Source organism: Dysgonomonas sp. GY617, from assembly GCF_015233815.1.
In the GTDB taxonomy this organism is placed as follows: Bacteria; Bacteroidota; Bacteroidia; order Bacteroidales; family Dysgonomonadaceae; genus Dysgonomonas_A.
In genome coordinates this window covers 702,021-720,865 of the sequence record NZ_JADCLR010000001.1, presented here as the reverse complement: position 1 = coordinate 720,865, position 18,845 = coordinate 702,021, and the positions used below count along the sequence as shown (strand labels likewise).

The 18,845-nt window shown below is 36.1% G+C and carries 13 protein-coding genes; 5 read left to right on the top strand and 8 right to left on the bottom strand.

Features of this window, described 5'->3' with window-relative positions; genetic code table 11:
* Positions 1-276 precede the first annotated feature (276 nt).
* The 3 genes from IR022_RS03085 to purU are packed head-to-tail and all read left to right on the top strand — an operon-like array spanning position 277 to position 4,067.
* Complete coding sequence (locus IR022_RS03085; protein WP_050710024.1) at positions 277-2,133, top strand: DNA topoisomerase IV subunit B; 1,857 nt, start codon at positions 277-279, stop codon at positions 2,131-2,133.
* A complete protein-coding gene (locus IR022_RS03080; protein WP_194202548.1) occupies positions 2,126-3,166 on the top strand; it encodes a hypothetical protein in 1,041 nt (346 codons plus the stop codon). The genes IR022_RS03085 and IR022_RS03080 overlap by 8 nt, the downstream gene beginning before the upstream one ends.
* Positions 3,167-3,206: 40 nt before the next feature.
* Positions 3,207-4,067 (top strand): formyltetrahydrofolate deformylase, encoded by an 861-nt coding sequence (gene purU / locus IR022_RS03075; RefSeq protein ID WP_194202547.1) that lies wholly within the window; start codon positions 3,207-3,209, stop codon positions 4,065-4,067.
* Between the two features lie 86 nt (positions 4,068-4,153).
* Here the strand turns inward: purU and IR022_RS03070 are convergent, their stop codons facing one another.
* Positions 4,154-5,035: a LuxR C-terminal-related transcriptional regulator gene (locus IR022_RS03070; RefSeq protein WP_194202546.1), complete on the bottom strand. Its 882-nt coding sequence runs from the start codon at positions 5,033-5,035 to the stop codon at positions 4,154-4,156.
* Between the two features lie 316 nt (positions 5,036-5,351).
* Between IR022_RS03070 and IR022_RS03065 the strand changes: the two genes are divergently transcribed.
* Positions 5,352-5,984, top strand: coding sequence for an HAD family hydrolase (locus IR022_RS03065; RefSeq protein WP_194202545.1), 633 nt, complete (start codon positions 5,352-5,354; stop codon positions 5,982-5,984).
* A 127-nt stretch (positions 5,985-6,111) separates the two neighbouring features.
* The gene (locus tag IR022_RS03060; protein WP_194202544.1) at positions 6,112-7,569 is read left to right on the top strand and encodes a sodium:solute symporter; all 1,458 of its coding nucleotides are present in this window, start codon (positions 6,112-6,114) and stop codon (positions 7,567-7,569) included.
* 64 nt (positions 7,570-7,633) lie between these two features.
* On the opposite strand, the gene IR022_RS03055 is transcribed toward IR022_RS03060, so the two are convergent.
* The 7 genes from IR022_RS03055 to IR022_RS03025 form a co-directional block, all read right to left on the bottom strand.
* Positions 7,634-8,416: an NUDIX hydrolase gene (locus tag IR022_RS03055; RefSeq protein ID WP_050710018.1), complete on the bottom strand. Its 783-nt coding sequence runs from the start codon at positions 8,414-8,416 to the stop codon at positions 7,634-7,636.
* Positions 8,417-8,520: 104 nt separating this feature from the next.
* Complete coding sequence (locus tag IR022_RS03050) at positions 8,521-8,946, bottom strand: GNAT family N-acetyltransferase (RefSeq protein ID WP_050710017.1); 426 nt, start codon at positions 8,944-8,946, stop codon at positions 8,521-8,523.
* Positions 8,947-9,000: 54 nt separating this feature from the next.
* Positions 9,001-11,016 carry an AAA family ATPase gene (locus tag IR022_RS03045; RefSeq protein ID WP_194202543.1) on the bottom strand — a complete coding sequence of 672 codons (2,016 nt, stop codon included), beginning with the start codon at positions 11,014-11,016 and terminating at the stop codon, positions 9,001-9,003.
* 137 nt (positions 11,017-11,153) lie between these two features.
* Complete coding sequence (locus IR022_RS03040) at positions 11,154-13,199, bottom strand: M16 family metallopeptidase (protein ID WP_194202542.1); 2,046 nt, start codon at positions 13,197-13,199, stop codon at positions 11,154-11,156.
* Positions 13,200-13,330: 131 nt separating this feature from the next.
* Complete coding sequence (locus IR022_RS03035) at positions 13,331-14,641, bottom strand: M16 family metallopeptidase (RefSeq protein WP_194202541.1); 1,311 nt, start codon at positions 14,639-14,641, stop codon at positions 13,331-13,333.
* Between the two features lie 38 nt (positions 14,642-14,679).
* Entirely contained in the window at positions 14,680-16,011 is a 1,332-nt protein-coding gene (locus tag IR022_RS03030) for a serine hydrolase domain-containing protein (RefSeq protein ID WP_194202540.1), read from the bottom strand.
* A gap of 163 nt (positions 16,012-16,174) precedes the next feature.
* Positions 16,175-18,715 (bottom strand): alpha/beta hydrolase family protein, encoded by a 2,541-nt coding sequence (locus IR022_RS03025; protein WP_194202539.1) that lies wholly within the window; start codon positions 18,713-18,715, stop codon positions 16,175-16,177.
* Positions 18,716-18,845: the final 130 nt, after the last annotated feature.

Genomic DNA, 18,845 nt, shown 5'->3' with positions numbered 1-18,845 from the left:
TTTAGTTACTTTTTTACAATATATACCTCATGAAAAAGAAATAGAATATATCTTTCTTTAAGAAAAGAACAGATATAAAAAACACCTATACACAACTAAATGACAAGGGAATAACCATCCAGAAAAGATATAATTAACACAAATTAAAGTAATTATTTTCACAAACCAAAATTAATACATTTAATAATCTAAAAATTTAGGAAGATGTTCGCTTGATTCATTTTCTAAAAATTCACTATCTTTGCTAGAAAGCTGATTTTTGACACACAAATATCTATGGAAGAAGAATTAGAGATCAATTTACCTCAGGAAAATTATTCAGATGACGACATAAAGACTCTTGATTGGCAAGAGCACATACGTCGTCGTCCGGGTATGTATATCGGAAAACTTGGCGACGGAACTTCTCCCGACGACGGAATATATGTACTTCTTAAGGAAGTGCTCGACAACTCTATTGATGAGTACATGATGGGGTTCGGAAAAACGATAGAAGTCTCCATCAAAGATGGTGAAGTATCTATACGTGACCACGGTCGTGGAGTGCCTCTCGGTAAGGTGAAGGATGTATCATCCAAAATGAATACAGGTGCTAAATATGACTCTAAGGCGTTTAAAAAATCAGTAGGTCTTAATGGTGTTGGTATAAAAGCAGTAAATGCCTTGTCATCATACTTCAAGATTCAGGCTTTTAGAGAAAAACAAACGGTTTGGGTTGAGTTTAGCAAAGCCATAGTAACTGACGAAGCACCAATAGAAGCAACTACACAAAACAACGGAACGCTGGTAGAGTTTATTCCCGATACTACTATATTTGGCGAATATCTGTATAGAGACGAGTATGTAGAAAGCTTATTGAAAAACTATGTTTATCTGAATACCGGATTAACGATAGTATACAATGGAAAGAAATTCTTATCAAAAAATGGTCTGGTTGATCTTCTGAACGAAAATATGACTTCGGAAGCCCTCTACCCAATCATTCATCTTAAGGATACCGATATAGAGATAGTTATAACTCACACCAATCAGTACGGAGAAGAATACTACTCGTTTGTAAACGGACAACATACAACACAAGGAGGAACACATCAATCGGCTTTCCGTGAGACTGTTTCGCGTGTTATAAAAGAATATTATGCTAAGAACTTCGATTATGCCGACATCCGAAGCGGTATAGTAGCAGCTGTCAGCATAAAAGTAGAAGAACCTGTTTTTGAGTCGCAAACCAAGACTAAACTAGGTTCGAGAGATATGGGCCCCAACGGACCCTCAGTTCAGAAATTTATTGGTGATTTTATTAAAAAAGAACTTGATAATTATCTGCATAAAGACTCCGAAACTTCGGAAGCTCTATTAAAAAAGATTCTGGATTCGGAGAAAGAACGTAAAGCAATTGCAGGTGTTACCAAATTGGCTCGCGAACGTGCGAAGAAATCAAATCTTCACAATAAAAAACTTCGCGATTGCCGTATTCACTATAATGATACTAAAGGTGATAACTTAGATGAAACATCTATTTTTATTACCGAAGGAGATTCGGCTAGTGGATCTATTACCAAAAGCCGTAACCCAAATCTTCAAGCAGTATTTAGTTTGAGAGGTAAGCCACTTAATAGCTTTGGACTGACCAAAAAGATTGTGTATGAGAATGAAGAGTTCAACCTGCTTCAAGCTGCCCTTAATATAGAAGATGGCTTGGACGGACTTCGTTACAATAAAGTAATTATAGCAACTGATGCCGATACCGATGGTATGCACATCCGATTATTGCTACTTACATTCTTTTTGCAATTCTTCCCCGATTTAGTAAAGAAAAATCACGTATATATCCTGCAAACTCCTTTGTTCAGGGTGCGTAACAAAAAGGAAACTATCTATTGTTACAGTGACGAAGAACGTATTGCAGCGATAAATAAACTAGGTGTAAATCCCGAGATTACCCGATTTAAAGGACTGGGGGAGATTTCGCCCGACGAGTTCCAACACTTCATAGGAAAAGACATACGTCTCGATAAAGTGACCATGAAAAAAGAAGACTTGGTGAAAGATATGCTAAACTTCTATATGGGCAAGAATACACCCGAAAGACAAGTATTTATTATTGATAATCTGGTTCAAGTAGGTGATTAAAGCATTCTTATTCATTATCGCATTTCTGTTTTTGCCATTTGCCAATCAGAATAAAATACAAGCAAATTCTGCTGATTCAGTAACTTCAACCAAGTCCTCAAATGATTCACGGACTTTAGAAGTGGAACAAGCCGGCTTATCATTCTATAAATGGTATTTGAATGCCACAGAAAGCCGTAATATACCTTTTGATGCAAATATCACAAAGGATAAAAACGGTATGTGTCAGCTAGATTCTGAACCCTATTTTAATGAGTTAAGAAAACTGGGAACAATTTCCGAGAAGTTTATAGCATCTGAAAAAAAACGCAATTCTACTTGTGAAGAGTATGTAAAAAAGGTTCATTATAAGGTCTTTGAAAGCGGCGATGCTTACACCTTCGATGGCATGTGTCCTCAGGTTACTTATATGTATTGGACATCGAGTCAAGATACATACCAGGAGGTAAAAGCTATCCAAACTATCATTAACAAGGATGATTTATTTGCTCACGTAGATGTAGTCTTTATATATACGGAAGGCGGAGAACCTCCCATAATTTCGAAAACTCCTCATGCGAGAGTATTTCTCGAACGAGAACAAGGCAAGTGGAAAACTGTAAAGATTGAACGATTAGATCAAGATGGACAAGTTGTTCTACAAGACGAAGATGGTGCTAACATAGAGGATCAATCATCCCTTTTTGCTTCGTGGTCTAATGATATAGTGAACTTAAGTATTTCTGAAAAAAGAATAACTTTTAAATACCATGGGCAATGCGTATACTACTATCCTGTACAAGTTGTCAATAAACAAGAAGTAATTCTTATCTGGTCAAACAATATGGATTGCAAATTCGATAACGGAACATCTCAAACATTCGGTCTAAAAGAACACCCAATAATAGGTAAACCTTTCGCAAGGTATACATTAGAAGCCGGTGTTTTATACACCGAATATTTCTATAAAGAATGGATTGAAAAATATAGGGAAGAAATAAATGAAGATATATTTACCGACCTATACTTTTATACATCAAGTGATTCAGAATAAAACTCAAAAAGTTTACATATTATAAAATACGATTCGTACAATGAAAGATTCTCGTGCTACTATTTTAATTTACTCTCCCGATCAGCCGGGTCTAGTGGCTGCTGTTACTGATTTTATCTGTGTAAATGGAGGAAATATTATTCAACTCGAACAGCATGTTGACAAGCAAGAGGATATCTTCTTTATGCGTGTTGAATGGGATATAACAAAGTTTCTGATCCCTAAAGATAAAATTGGCGAATACTTTCAAACGATGTATGCCAATAAATTTGAGATGACATTCAGATTATACTTCAATGATTATACGCCTAAGATGGCTGTCTTTGTATCTAAAATGTCACACTGCTTATTCGATATACTGGCACGTTATACAGCAGGTGAATGGAATGTAGAGATACCTCTTATCATTAGTAATCACGAAGACCTTAGATGGGTTGCCGAGCGATTCGGAATAGAATATCACGTAATCAAAATCTCCAAAGAAAACAAAGATGAAATGGAAGCCAAACAAAAGGCTTTACTCAAAGAAAAAGGAGTCGATTTCATCGTCCTTGCACGCTATATGCAAATTCTGACAGACGAGTTTATAAAAGAATATCCTAATAAGATTATCAATATACATCATTCGTTCTTACCCGCTTTCGTTGGAGCAAAACCTTATCATGCAGCTTACGAAAGAGGTGTGAAAATTATTGGAGCAACAAGCCACTATGTAACTACCGAATTAGACGCAGGTCCTATCATAGAGCAAGATATCACACGCATATCTCATCGCGACAGTATATCCGATTTAGTACGTAAAGGGCAAGATTTGGAAAAGATTGTTCTGTCTCATGGTATCGAATACCATATCAATCGTAGAGTATTGGTTTACAAGAATAAAACGATACTATTCTCATAAGGTCGCAGACCTTTTTATTGCTTTGGCTGGATTATAGATTAACGTTCGTCAGAACTATAAAATGATGCAATAAAACTGTATATCAATCACAATTCTATTTCGTCAGCAGAAATATATCCATGACTGATGCAGTAGAAAATAAGTCCCGAAACGGTTTTAATACCCAATTTCGCTGTAATATTTTTACGGTGAGAAAGGACTGTGTTTAAACTGATATTAAGACGATCAGCTATCTCCTTATTCAATAAGCCAAGAGCTATCAGTTTTAAAACCTCCAATTCGCGAGGAGAAATAGTATGCGATTCATCCGATAATTGATGCGATTTTGGTTTACCAATCAAGCTTTGCCAATCATCAATACCCGCTTCCGATAACTCTTCAATCATCGGTTTTAATATCTTCTCTCTTATTCGATTGTGCTTAGTCAAATCGTTCAGTAAACTATCAACAGAAAACACAACAGCATAACAAAGGTTCTCATTAAAACTACCTGATATATGCTTTATCAGAATATTCTTTAAGTCTAATAATAGAGCCTGCGAGGTATCATCATCCAGCAAACCATTGTCAATGCGATGAATTAATGCATCTTTAAAACGAATGAAAAGTTTACGAATAAGTTCTAACTGCTTATTATTGGGGTCGCTCGTCGCAATCAGAGCATTGAGGTGTTTCTCTATATTAGTTATCTGACCATGAATATAATACATATCAGTCCGTTTTAGATAATCAGTAACAAGATCTATTTCAAACTCTTGCAACTTCTTCTCCGGAAAATAATCTTCATTGAGATACGTATTCAGAATAGTTAGAAAAAAATCCATATTCTGATTGTATTCTTCACTAATAGTCTTAACTGATTTATCTCCTAATCCTAACTTAATACCAAATCTATTGATAACGGGTATCAATAAGTAGTTAACGCTCACAATTTCGGATAAGATAGAAGAAGGGGTCAAAAAAGCCATAACAATTTGATTATAAGAAATGTAAATATTTCACATTACATTTTACAAAGATAACTACTTCAATTTTTTGTATCTATCAAGGTAATAGAAGGTCTGAAACCTTATCTTTCCTCAAATTTACAGAAATAATCTGACATCACCTTTCAGCTTAAGTTAAAATTCGGATCACAGACTTTTGAGCTTGTTCAATCCGTTTTTGTTGAGTACTTTTGAGCCGCATTCTAAGGTCGCAGACTCTTTATTGCTTTGGTTAGTAATATGGTAAAGCTATACTCAGAGAATACATCATTAAATATTTACTTTTACTTATAAATAAATGAAGCCTGATAGTTTAATTTTTGACATGGACGGTACTCTTTGGGATGCCGTAGATACTTATGCTTATAGCTGGACACAAGTTTTGCAAGAAATGGGAATAATAGATAAACCCTTAACAAAACAAGATATACAAGGCTATATGGGCATGGAAGCAAAGCAAATATACAAAGTGATGTTCCCCGAATTGCCAGAAGAAACTATTGAGCAAATCTATCAGAATATTATCGTGAAAACGGATGAATTACTACCCAAAATGGGCGGAAATATCTATCTCGATGTATTGGAAGGTATTGAACAATTATCAAGAAAATACAAATTGTTTATGTTGAGTAATTGTCAGAAAGGAAGCATTCGCGACTTTATGATATATACCGAAACTAAACAATACTTTTGCGATTATATCGAATATGGTTCTAACCATCAACCTAAACACATCAATATGAAAACATTGATTGACAGGTATAATCTCAAAGCACCCATGTATATAGGTGATACAGATTCAGACAGAAAACAATCCGATCTAGCATACGTTCCTTTTGTATTTGCATCATGGGGATTTGGTACAACAGATTCTTATGCACACAAATTTGATAGCATGAAGGAACTAACCGAATATTTCATGAGCCTATAAAGTCTCAAACCTATTTGAAATTTTGGTGTAGGGGAAAACCTATCTGCTCACTCCAACAAGACAGGCAATAGATTTCCCCTGTAAATAATAAATACAGAATTAAATACATACACTTACATAATAGGCTATGATAGGAACAACTATTTTAATCATATTTGCAGCCTACTTCGGAATATTATACCTCATATCTGTTCTCATTAGCAGAGGAAGCTCAGATAACGATGCTTTCTTTGTAGCCAACCGAAAATCGCCTTGGTATATTGTTGCTATCGGAATGATAGGAACAAGTGTTTCGGGCGTTACATTTGTTTCGGTACCGGGAATGGTTGGAGCATTTAATATGTCGTATATGCAAATGGTATTCGGATTCTTTTTCGGATATCTGGTCGTTGCCTACCTGCTTCTGCCTCTTTATTATAAGCTCAATCTTACCTCAATTTATACTTACCTCGATCAACGGTTTGGTAATTACTCGTACAAAACGGGAGCTTCATTCTTCATCCTTTCTCGTATTATAGGCTCTGCTGCAAAATTGTATCTGGTAGCACTTATATTGCAGACTCTCGTATTCGATCATTGGCATATTCCTTTCTGGATGACTGTTAGTGGCATCATACTTTTCATCTGGATATATACTAGAAAAAGTGGAATCAAAACAATTGTCTGGACAGATACATTACAAACTCTGAGCTTTATTATAGCTGCTATCCTTATCATATGGCAGGTATCATCGCTATTAAAACTCGATTTAGGAGAAGCCATAAGTACTATATCAAACAGTCCACATTCTAAAATATTCCATTTTGAATGGAAAAGCCCTTTGAACTTTTTCAAACAGTTTTTTAGTGGAATATTTATTGTCATCGTAATGACCGGACTCGATCAGGATAATATGCAAAAGAACCTGACTTGTAAAAACCTGAAAGATGCCCGCAAGAATATGCTCACCTACGGCTTTCTATTTACCCCGATCAATTTACTCTTTCTGTCGTTAGGTATTCTTCTATTAGTTTTTGCCTCAAAACAAGGCATTACATTGCCAACCGTTTCGGACGAAATACTACCCTATCTGGTAAGTAATTATCTGGGCTTGCCTTGTCTCATCTTCTTTACTATTGGTATTATAGGAGCTTCGTTTGCCAATGCCGATTCGGCTCTGGCATCGCTTACAACCTCTTTCTGCGTAGATATCCTTGGCGTGAATCAGAATAACGATAAAGAGGCAAATACAACCCGAAAAAGAGTTCATATAGGTATGAGTATTGTCTTTATCCTTGTGATTCTTTTTATCCATCACATTGGGCAAGACAATATATTGAACACCATCTATAAGGTAGCATCTTATACCTATGGTCCACTCCTCGGACTATTCGGTCTGGGTCTATTTACGAAAGTGCAGATTAAGGATAAATTTGCACCCATAGTATGTATTCTCACTCCTATTATATGTTATCTCATAGAAGAAACATTAGCGGCTTCCTTTAACTATAAGGTAGGATATGAAATTTTAATGCTGAACGGATTACTTACGGTTATCGGACTATTAATCATTTCGGAACGGAAGACAACTCCAAAACTTACATAATAAAAAACAGATACCATTAGAAATGATATCTGTCTTATATATTTTATAGGAAAATAATCCTAAATCAATGCGTCCAAGGCATTAAATGAACTCCTCCCAAATTAGCTTCCTTATATTTTTCTTTATTGAACGAATACAGGTAAGGAGCTTTATGAGCACCATTCTTACGTTTTTCATCTAATCGGTTTATTAAACCCACAGACAACATTTTACGTTGAAAATTGCGTCGATCGAGTTCATAACCCAAGATAGCCTCATAAATCAAGCGAAGCTCAGGCATTGTAAATTTTTCCGGCAATAATTCATAACCAATTGGTACAATACCAATCTGTATACGAATTGTATTAATTGCTTTTTCTACTATTAAACGATGGTCTGCATAGAGTTCGGGCAATTTATCTAAATCATACCAGCCCACTTCCTCAACTGCTTCATCCACACTTATTGATACCTTATTATACTCTACAAGAGCATAATACCCCATCGATACAAATCGTTTTAGAAACCAATGCCCATCTTCGGGTGTTATACCCCAAGAGTCTAACATCTTTAAGCTTTCTTCTTTTCTTGTTCTATCGCAACTACCAAAAAGATGAAATTGTTTTAAATAGAGGTTTGCAATACCTAATCTAAATTTCAAAATGCGATTTGCTGCATCATCTACATCTTCATCAATATGAACAAATCCGCCGGGCAACATCCATTTATCGCTTATTTTAAATTTATTGAGAAGGACTTTTAAACTACCTTGATGAAAAGCTAAAATCACACAGTCGACAGAAACACTGTCCAAGAAAGTATCATTAGCTTGTGCAAGAACTTCTGCTGTAGGATACCGTTTTGTCATTTTTAATTATGTTTTTTGTCTACCATTAATAAAATAATTCTAATAAAAATCAGATTTCTATTGTGTTATATCTACAAAGATAATATTTTCATCATTAAATTAACTTATTTATCAACAAAAACTCCATCTTCCATTCTTTTAGGATCAGCAAAAAGCATCATTCCTGTCTTCATTTTCTTAAATCCGAGCTTTCTGTAAAAGTCTTCTTTTCCGGGCGAAGCGTATAAAACAAAATTACAATCGGGAGTAGCATTCACCAATCTATCCATTACTTTACGTCCTATTCCACAACCTTGGTAAGTAGGATCGATTGCTATGTCGTACAAAGCCGACTGACGTACTCCATCCGAAATACTACGTCCGATACCAACCATTTTTTTCTTATCAAAAACAAAGACTACGGCAAAGCTATTTTCGAACGAAATACGATGTCTTTCAACATCAACAAATGACATTCCTACTTTTTCGAGCAATTGAGGAACTTCTTCCCAATTTATATTATCACAGTTTTCTTGATATATTAGTTCCATAAGTATATATTAATATGATTATAACCTCGTAAAATAATAAAATATTCTGAGACCTTAATCCTCATCAGGATCGATACCCTTTATTTCGCGGGCAATCATCAGATGTTTTATAGACAATTCTTCATTACCGATAGATGAATAACACTGAGCCAAATACTCATGGCAAGGGGCATGGTCGCGTTTAATTCCAGAAGCACGATCTAAGTCGTTTATAGCCAATTCGTATTCTTCCATGGCTATTCTATTCTTACCTCTATTGTATAGAGCTTTAAACGACATTGGACTAAGGCTTACAGCTTTATTAAAGCAAACATCGGCTTCATAATAATCCGTCAAATCGTATAGAGTAACCCCTTTGCGTACCCAAGCATCTACGTATGTGGGATCTAAATCGAGTGCCTTATTGAAGTTAGCCAAAGCAGCTCTTGTATCTTTATAAGAAACAATACATTCGTTACCCAACAAATAATATTCTTCGGCATACTTATGCAAAGCTGTTCTTTGCTCCAGCATTTTACTGATCAACAATTTATTTTGTTGTTCAAGCTCGTTGATAACATTCAACTTACGACGAATAAATCGTTTCGATAGAGGTTTTTCAATATCATAACGGGCACGTATTGCTCTAAAGAAAGTATCGATACACTCTTCGAAATTACGATCTTCGAATTCGCTTACCGTCTTACCATACAGATAATCGGCATCGGATTCTTTCAAGGCTTTTTCGATCAACTGTTGATTATTGAACTGACGACTGAATTCTATAATCTCTGGACGAACAAATACATCTGATCTGCTTATCATCTTCCGCAAAACCATACCTTCCAATGAGGTACATCTACTTAAGGCAACATAAGCCTGACCTCCTGCAAAAACTCCTCCGTTGAAATCGACAATCACCCGACTAAAGGTCAACCCCTGACTTTTATGCACAGTGATAGCCCAAGCCGCTTTAAGTGGTAACTGAGTAAAAGTGCCTATTATTTCTTCTTCTATCTTTTTCTCTGCTTCATTGTACTTGTATCTGTAATTTCGCCAAGTTTCGAGATCAACCAATACTTCTTTGCCGTCTTCCAACAAGACATAGACATTGTCCATTTCATCGATGTTGGACACTACTCCCAAGGTTCCGTTAACCCAACGTCGAGGCCATTGAACATCGTTATGAATAAACATTACTTGTGCATGCTCCTTCAATAACAAGTTTTTGGCAGTTGGTAAGCTCGATTCGGGGAAATCTCCGTCTATTGTACCATTACTGATAAACTCGGGAGTTTCCAATTCAGCCATTTTCTTTTCGTTAATGTAATCAACATTGTCACGACGTGTAGCCAATGTAATATACATCTCGTCCTCCGAAGGATTAAATGAGGGCTGAAACCTTGTATTCAACGTCTGCATCTCTGCCGAACCTACTACTCCTGTTCTTATTTTATCGAGAATAGAAATAAAGACTCGATCAGTCTGACGGTATATCTTGGTAAACTCAATAGGGACCAATTTAGCTTCGGAAAATACTTTAGCCGAAAAGAAGTAGGGATTAGGATAAAACCTACTCAGAATATCTTTAGAATCGCTTGTAACAACAGGCTCTAACTGAAAAACATCACCCACGAAGACCAATTGCTTCCCCCCGAAAGGAGTACGCATATTATTGGAGTACACACGTAGAATACGATCAATACAATCGATCATATCAGCACGTACCATCGAAATCTCATCAATAATAATAAGCTCAACCTCTTGAATCAGCTTTCTATGATCTTTCTTATATTTAAAGAATTCAAATATACGTCCATTAACCAAACTCAAATCCTGATCGTCGAGTAACATCGGACGGAAAGGTAATTTGAAGAATGAATGAATCGTAGATCCATTGGCATTTATCGCAGCAATACCCGTTGGGGCAAGCACTACATATTTTTTCTTCGTTATATCACACAAATGTTTTAAGAACGTAGATTTTCCTGTACCTGCTTTTCCTGTCAAAAAAACAGACTGACGGGTACGGGTTATCAAGTCTAATGCATTCTTAAATTCGGGATTGGATGTATCTATAGATGGCGTCAAAATTTTCTCCTTTTTCTTGTAATACAAAAATACAAAAAAGCCTTGATTCGGGATACCGATTCAAGGCTTCTATTTATTATATTAAGTACTCTTAAGTATTTACGACCTGAGTCTTGTTTATCATTCTATGAAGTGAATCATTGAAAATCGGTATCAGAAACACCTTCATTCACCTTCACATCCACAACATTGAGTTCTATTTCAACTCCAACATTCATTGTTGATTTGTAAGGTATTTTCACTCCCGAAATCTCTCTGTAATCACTATAAAAACCGATTTGATCGACTTCCTGACCTGGAGCAACTTCTTTCTTCACACCTTCGGCAACCTTCAACCCACTATTTACGTCATAATAGTAACTGATAGAACCGTCAACTAATTTATAGGCATCCGCCCCGTTTAGATTCTCAATTCCTGCGACTCCAATAGTAGAAGATTGAACCATCAACAATTCGGGGAAAATAGCAGAATATTTTAGATCAGCCAAATCTTCGGCCGACATATCTTTGCGTTGCCCCTGTACTTCTACAAACCCTGTTTTACCATCATATACAGTTTTTAACAAAGTCATTCCCATACCTGTTATGATTTGAAGCGATTTTCCATCCGCAGTCGCTTTCTTTAACAGAGTTATCTCTTGTCCCTGTATGCTGGCTGTTGATGTATACGAAAGTGTTTTTATTTTCTTAAGAGCTTCTTCGCCTCCTATTGCCTTTATATACTTAGCTAATATATCTTTTACAGTAACACCCTCTTCTACTTTCTTCTCTTCGGGTCTGGTAGTCGGATTTCCGTATTTATCAAAAAACTCAACAGGAATACCCAATCTCTCTAAGCCGGGCAATACATCCGAAGCTTTACCTGCAATAACTATACGTGCAGCATCGTCCGAAAAATACTTTTTAGCGGCAGCCTGCACTTGCTCTAAAGTAACTGCATCAATATTCTTGATATAATTTTCATAGAAATCGGCTGGCAACGATTGTGTTCTTTCACGAAGTGCGAAACTTGCAATAGTTGTTGGCTTCTCGGCATTCATCACAAAATTACCAATGTATTTTGCCTTAGCCAACTCAAGCTCTTTCTCCGAAGGTAGAGTTGTACGTATTCTTTTGACTTCATTCAACATTTCCACCAAAGCACTATCTGTTACAGCATTACGCACAGCAGCAGATGCAGAAAAATCAGAAGTACGTTTATCGCCCGATAGGCTCGAATAAGCCCCGTAAGTCCAGCCATGACCTTCTCTAAGATTCATAAACAGATACCCATCACTGCCTCCACCTAAAATATAATTAGCCAAGAGAGCAGCAAAATAATCGGGATCAGTCATTTTCAAGTTCACAATATTATTAACCGAAATTTCAGACTGAACAGCATTTGGCACATCTACAAATCCTATTTTGGTTTCTGTCAGATTCACAGGCTCAGTATAAACACTCTTAGGAGCAGAAGCTTTTTTCCAAGAAGAGAAATTTTCTGTAACTAGTTTCTTTACCTCATCAAACTTCACATCTCCCACTATTACCAAATAAGCATTTTCGGGTACAAAATATTGTTGATAGTACTTATTCACATCTGCCAATGTTATCTTGTTGATAGATTCTTCAGTCAGATACTCTCCCTTCGGATGATTTCTACCATACAACAATACATCTTGCACTCGTGCAGCAATAGCACTTGCACTCTTCTCCTGAACTTTAATATTGTCAAGTAATTTAGCTCTTTCACTTTCAAGTTCTTCTTCCATAAATAAAGGATCAAGTGCCCCTTTAGATGCTAATGTAAGCACTTCGGGAAAATATTTTGATAAAGTTGTACCTCCAATATTATGAACACTAAACCCTATGGATGCTCCGTAGAAATCGAGTTGTTCGTTATACTCATCCTTACTTATTTTTGATGTACCATTGCCCATCAAAGAACTGGTCAGGTTGTCAACACCTTTGATAGCTCCTTCAACCGATGGAGGATTATCTAACGACAAAGAGAATGTTACTCTTGGTAATTTATGATTTTCGACCACCAATACTTTCAACCCATTTGGCAATGTAAAGGTTTGAGGTTTTCCCAGATTAATTGTGGGTGCAGGACCCGGTTTGGGCTGTACCGATCTGTCTATCTGTGCTTGCAAAGACAGAGATATTACAAATGCAACAGCTATATATAATATTTTTTTCATTTTCTATTCTTTTAAGTAATGCTAAATATTTAATACTATGTTTTATCAACATAACTGCCTACGGTTATTATGCCGAGACACAGCAATAAAAAGGTCTGAGACCTTTGATTGACTTTAGCTATAATGAAACTTTATTTTTTAGGAAGATAATCAAGTACCAGTCGTTGATTTGGCTGCAAATATTTATTAGCCACATCTCTGATTTCCTCTCTCGTTATCGATCTGTAAATATCTATTTCGCTATTGATAAGTTTAACATCGCCATATAACAAATAATATTCGGCTAAACTATGTGCTACACCTTCACTTGTTGCATTTTGGCTCACATAAGCATTTTCGAACTGATTCTGCAATTTCTGATACTCTCTTTCCGAGATTAGCTCAGTACGCAATTTAGCTACCTCTTCATCTATAACCACTTGAATTTCGGGCAATGTTTTACCTGTCATTGGCAACGCATATACAATATATGCACTGTAATCTTCTTCTGCCAGATTAAATGAGCCAGCCTCCAAAGCCAGTTTATCTTTATCTACAAGTCTTTTATAAAGTCTCGAACTTTTACCTCCACTCAACACCGAAGATATCATCTCTAAAACCCGAGCATCACGCTCCTTCATCGAAGGCATGCGATATGCATTAAGCAACATCGGAATCTGAATATTAGCATCTTCGTGAGTAGCATTAATTTGTGTAGTAATAGGATCTTCTACAAATTGTTGTTTAATAACATCCGCTCCTCTTGGAATAGTTCCAAAATAGTCGGTAATCCATTCTTTTGCTTGTTTAGTATCAAAATCTCCAGCAACCACCAATACAGCATTGTTTGGAACATAGTATTTTTTGAAGAAAGCTTTAAATTCGTCCAAGGTGGCAGCATCTAAATGCTCCATCGAACCAATTGGAGCCCAACGATAAGGATGTTTTGTAAACAGATTCTTCTTGATTACTTCCCAAAGACCTCCATAAGGTGCGTTGTCCATTCTCATTCGTTTCTCTTCTTTCACCACTTCGCGTTGAGTATCTACTCCTATCTGATTGATTACAGGATGAAACATACGCTCCGATTCCATCCACAAAGCCAATTGTAAATTGTTAGAAGGAAAAGTTTCATAATAATACGTTCTATCGTCATCGGTATTGGCATTTCCCTGCCCACCGTTTGCACCCAGAATTTTATCCCACTGTCCGCGAGGAATATTCTCTGTACCTTCAAACAACAGATGCTCAAAGAAGTGAGCGAAACCTGTACGATCGGGATTTTCATCCTTAGCACCCACATGATACATTACGGACGTAGTAACTACGGGAGCCGATTTATCTTGCTGCAAAATAACATGTAATCCATTATCCAGAGTAAACTCCTCAAACTCGATATGTTGTGCCATAACAGCAACTCCCGAGAAGAGAAATAGTCCGAATGCTATAAAAACTTTCTTCATACCTTCAATTTTCAACTATTTATATTCAGTAATGTGAGTTATTCTCTCTTCAAGTTAAACTCTGCACCACCTTGTTTTAAAATCATTTTATTTTCGTCAGGGTAAAATTCTATTTTAAGTTTAGCCTGATCAAATTTGAATTTATTTACGTCGAAACACTCCAACGCAAACGCAGGCTGCCCTGTACCTTGCCCCTTCAGAATATTCCCTTCTTTACTTATTGTTAGTTTTATAGGGAAATTCGGAGCAGAATAGACTCCCAGATATTTATCCAGATCTTCCGATTTTAGAGTAACCGCTTTTTCAAATACCGGAAGTTTGTATTCTTTATCCCAATAGATACTTAATGCACCAAGCACTATATCATTTAATGGAAAGTCTACAGCATTAGAGGTTAAAGCTATTGAAACCTTTTGCTCTGGAAAATAGAACACATTTGCCTGAAAGCCATCTATCCCTCCTGTATGTCCAAAGCCTTTCAGATCATAAAAGGGAACTTGAAATAATCCTATTCCAAATCCATATTTTATAGTCTTCATCAACTCCAAACTTTTTTGATCGACTATTTTTCCGTCAAAAAGCTTATTATAGAAAATGTTTAACTCCGTAGGAGTAGAAATTATAGCTCCTGCACCTAATACAAAACTCAAATCGGTTTCTTTTTCAAGCCTCCACTCTCCGAGTTTGGTATATGAATCAGCTTCATTCTTCGTTTTGTTTATTTTTGATCCTAGCGAAGTATTTTTCAAACCACATGGTTTTATTATATATTCACTTAGCAAGTCCGAAAATGTTTTATGACTAACATCCTCAGCTATAAAAGTCAACAGAACATAATTGGAGTTTGAATATTCGGCTTTTTCATTCGGTTTAAACGAATTCCCATAAGAAACCATTTTATCTAAAAGTTGCTCTTTAGACAGTGGCATCGTATGCCATTCTAAATAATCAGGAGCATTCGTAAAGTTAAATATGCCGCTTCTATGTCGTAACAAATCTTCAATTGTAATATCATCGGCATTTATTATCTGCGGATAATATTTACTTAACTTAGTATCCAGAGTCAACTTCTTATCTTCCACTAATTTCATTATTATAGTGGCAGTAAATGTTTTCGACACAGACCCTACCCTATACTTAGTATCGGAGTTTGCATTGGTCTTATTTTCAATGTTAGAATACCCGTAACTCTTACTATAAACTTCCTTACCGTCATGAAAGATAGAAATGCTGCCCATCCCTTTGTCATTATTCTCTATAACAGAAAAAAGACTATCCATTTTCGATTTTTCAAATGAAAACACAGTAGGAATTACACCCAAGAATAGAGCTAACGTAAAAAACATCAATCTCATTTTGTTACTATTCATATTAAGACTTTAGACCTTTTAATGTTTGGTAAATACAACGGAAATAAGCTTGTTATCAATAAGAAAGTATATCACTAAATACTTTTACCTACCTATTTGTCGACATTTGTAAAAAACAATCACACAATATTAATGATTTCATCACAAATAAAGGCCTGTTTCTTTAGTTTTGTTTTGGATACAAACTATCCCACCAAGAAGAATCGTCTTGCAACCATTTAGAGAACCAAGCATAGATCGAATTATTCCATTCAATGCGCTTTTTATAATCTCTTATACCATGGTTTTCGCCTTTTACTTGTATAAATTCAACAGGCTTTCCTAATATTTTAAGAGCTGTGTACATCTGGATACTTTCGCCAATAGGCACATTAGTATCTTCTGTACCATGCAGTAACAAAATAGGAGTCTTCACTTTATCGGCCTGAAACAATGGACTTTGTCCTACATACATCTCTGGATTATTCCAAGGGTAACTATGTGCACTTGCCCCCGAGCTATATGTATATCCCCAAAAGCCTTCGCCCCAATAGCTGGCAATAGAACTTATACCTGCATGAGATATGGCAGCCGCAAACAAATCGGTTTGAGTTTGTAAATACATAGTCATAAAGCCACCATAAGAAGCCCCTATACAGCCAATCTTATTGCCATTTACAAACGGATGCTCTTCTACAAACTTTTTAGTTCCCTCTATAATATCATCAGCAGTTCTCTTACCCCATGCATTTACATGACGTGCCGCAAACTCTTGTCCATAACCTGTTGTTCCACTTGGTTGAAGCACATATACCACATATCCCAAAGCAGCATATACCTGCGATGGATAAGGCGATTCAAGAGTTCGTGGTGTTGGCATTGTACCTCCATAATAATAGACAATCATTGGATATTTCTTCGTCGGGTCGAAATTAGGCGGTAGGTAATACCTGCCATCAATAGTTGTACCATCCGAAGCAGTAAAAGTCCAATCTTCTGTTTTTCCTAAACTTAATTGAGTTAATATCTTGTTATATGGGTCGGCAATGAGTGTAGATCGTTGGTTCTTCAAATCTAATGAATAAGCACGGGTAGAATTAGAAAGACCTACACCAAAATAAGTTGCAGATGTACTACTTTCAGCAAAAGAAATAGATCTGATCACATCCTCACTTAAAGGTAAAAGTGTGAATTGTTTTTGTTTGGGATCGTATTTATAGATTCGTTCATAATCTTTATCAGTCACCGAAAAATAAATCATACCATCCGATACATTCCAAAACGATCTATTGATGCTTGGTGTAAAATCGCGGCTGATAGCTTCTACTTTGCGAGTAGCAACATCCATAATAAAAGCCAAATTATTATAGCTATTTGCAATCTGCCCTTCTTTTATATTCTGACCGATTCCTCCAAAAGCTTCACCCGAACCTCCGATAAGAATACTCTTTCCATCGGGCGAAAAAGAAGCTGAATTTGCAAAACCTTCATTAGTCCACAAGGTGTCTACGGCTAATGTTTGCACATCGAGTCTATACATAGATGTGTGGAAGAATGGGCGAACTGTTGGAATATATTCTGTTACAGAATAAAGCAGATAGCGCGAATCTTTACTTATATCATTCAAGCCCGTGGAGTGCTTACCAAATGTCAATCTTTGTTTTACCCCCGTAGAAAGATCATAACGAGACAGAAAATACCGATCATAATTATTAGGTTGTCTGCTCTCCGGAGCAGTCAATAGAATAAGATCTCCCTTTGGAACATCGGCAACCTCACGATCTGTATATATCAAATATTGCTCATTGTATGCTATTTGAAAATCGCCCGTAGGTATATTATTAGACAATACTTGTTCAACCATTGTTTCGGGATCAACTACTATCAGTTTTACTTCGCCACTTGCATTATCAGTATAGTAGAACTTGTTTGTAGTAGGCATCCACTCATATTTATTGCTGCTTGCCAATGCTATCCTCTTATTGGTTTTAAGAGACAGAAGTTCCTTAGTCGAGAATGTTTTGCCATCACTCTTGGTAGTTGTATAGCCCAATAAAATATACTGTCCGTTGGGAGAAATTGAAGTCGACGACACACGCTCACCATCTAAAAGGTCTTTTATCGTGATGTTTCTTTTATCTCCATTGTCGAAAGTGTAATTTACAGTCGAATTTTTATCTTCGGGCTCTATTGTTACTTTGATTCCTTCGGCACTTTTATTAGTTGCCAAACTCATATACTTAATAAGTACAGTATATGTACCTGGCAAAGCCGGAAAGTTAAGTTTTATTGTTTTAGAAGTCGAAAGCGTATCCTCTATCGATGTTTTAGAGGTTTCTTTGTTTCCATTTATATATGCTTCAAACATACTGGGAGCAGTTATTCTTATGTTCGTTTTTGCATACTTATCTACATTTACCCTAAAAGAGAGTAAATGAAAGCGCGCACCTCGTTGAGCTTTTGTTACAAAAAAGGAATTAGACAAGTCAGGCTTCAGTTCCTCTGTAAAAGCACTCTGATCGGGAAACGAAATAAAAGACTCCAACAAATCTTTATTATCAAACTTACTCCCTTTCAGATTAACTGAATCAATCATTACAGGATTTTCGACATCATATGATCTGGTTGTCGAAAACAATCTTTTCAAAGTAATGGTTTGCTGTGCAAAGGCAGTATGGCAAATTAGTAAACAACAGAGGATAAAATAATACTTTGGCTTTGTCATAATTACAATATTTAATCCTGCTCTAACAAGATTTTGTTTATGTTTTGGTCTCAGACCTATTTATTTGTGTACTTTATTCAGTAAATATACACAGAATAATGTTTTAAATAATAGTTGCATTTAATGATAT

Coding starts and splice junctions, on each gene's coding strand:
- IR022_RS03085 (WP_050710024.1), top strand. CDS start 277: ATGGAAGAAGAATTAGAGATCAATTTACCTCAGGAAAATTATTCAGAT.
- purU (WP_194202547.1), top strand. CDS start 3,207: ATGAAAGATTCTCGTGCTACTATTTTAATTTACTCTCCCGATCAGCCG.
- IR022_RS03070 (WP_194202546.1), bottom strand. CDS start 5,035: ATGGCTTTTTTGACCCCTTCTTCTATCTTATCCGAAATTGTGAGCGTT.
- IR022_RS03065 (WP_194202545.1), top strand. CDS start 5,352: ATGAAGCCTGATAGTTTAATTTTTGACATGGACGGTACTCTTTGGGAT.
- IR022_RS03060 (WP_194202544.1), top strand. CDS start 6,112: ATGATAGGAACAACTATTTTAATCATATTTGCAGCCTACTTCGGAATA.
- IR022_RS03055 (WP_050710018.1), bottom strand. CDS start 8,416: ATGACAAAACGGTATCCTACAGCAGAAGTTCTTGCACAAGCTAATGAT.
- IR022_RS03050 (WP_050710017.1), bottom strand. CDS start 8,946: ATGGAACTAATATATCAAGAAAACTGTGATAATATAAATTGGGAAGAA.
- IR022_RS03040 (WP_194202542.1), bottom strand. CDS start 13,199: ATGAAAAAAATATTATATATAGCTGTTGCATTTGTAATATCTCTGTCT.
- IR022_RS03035 (WP_194202541.1), bottom strand. CDS start 14,641: ATGAAGAAAGTTTTTATAGCATTCGGACTATTTCTCTTCTCGGGAGTT.
- IR022_RS03030 (WP_194202540.1), bottom strand. CDS start 16,011: ATGAATAGTAACAAAATGAGATTGATGTTTTTTACGTTAGCTCTATTC.
- IR022_RS03025 (WP_194202539.1), bottom strand. CDS start 18,715: ATGACAAAGCCAAAGTATTATTTTATCCTCTGTTGTTTACTAATTTGC.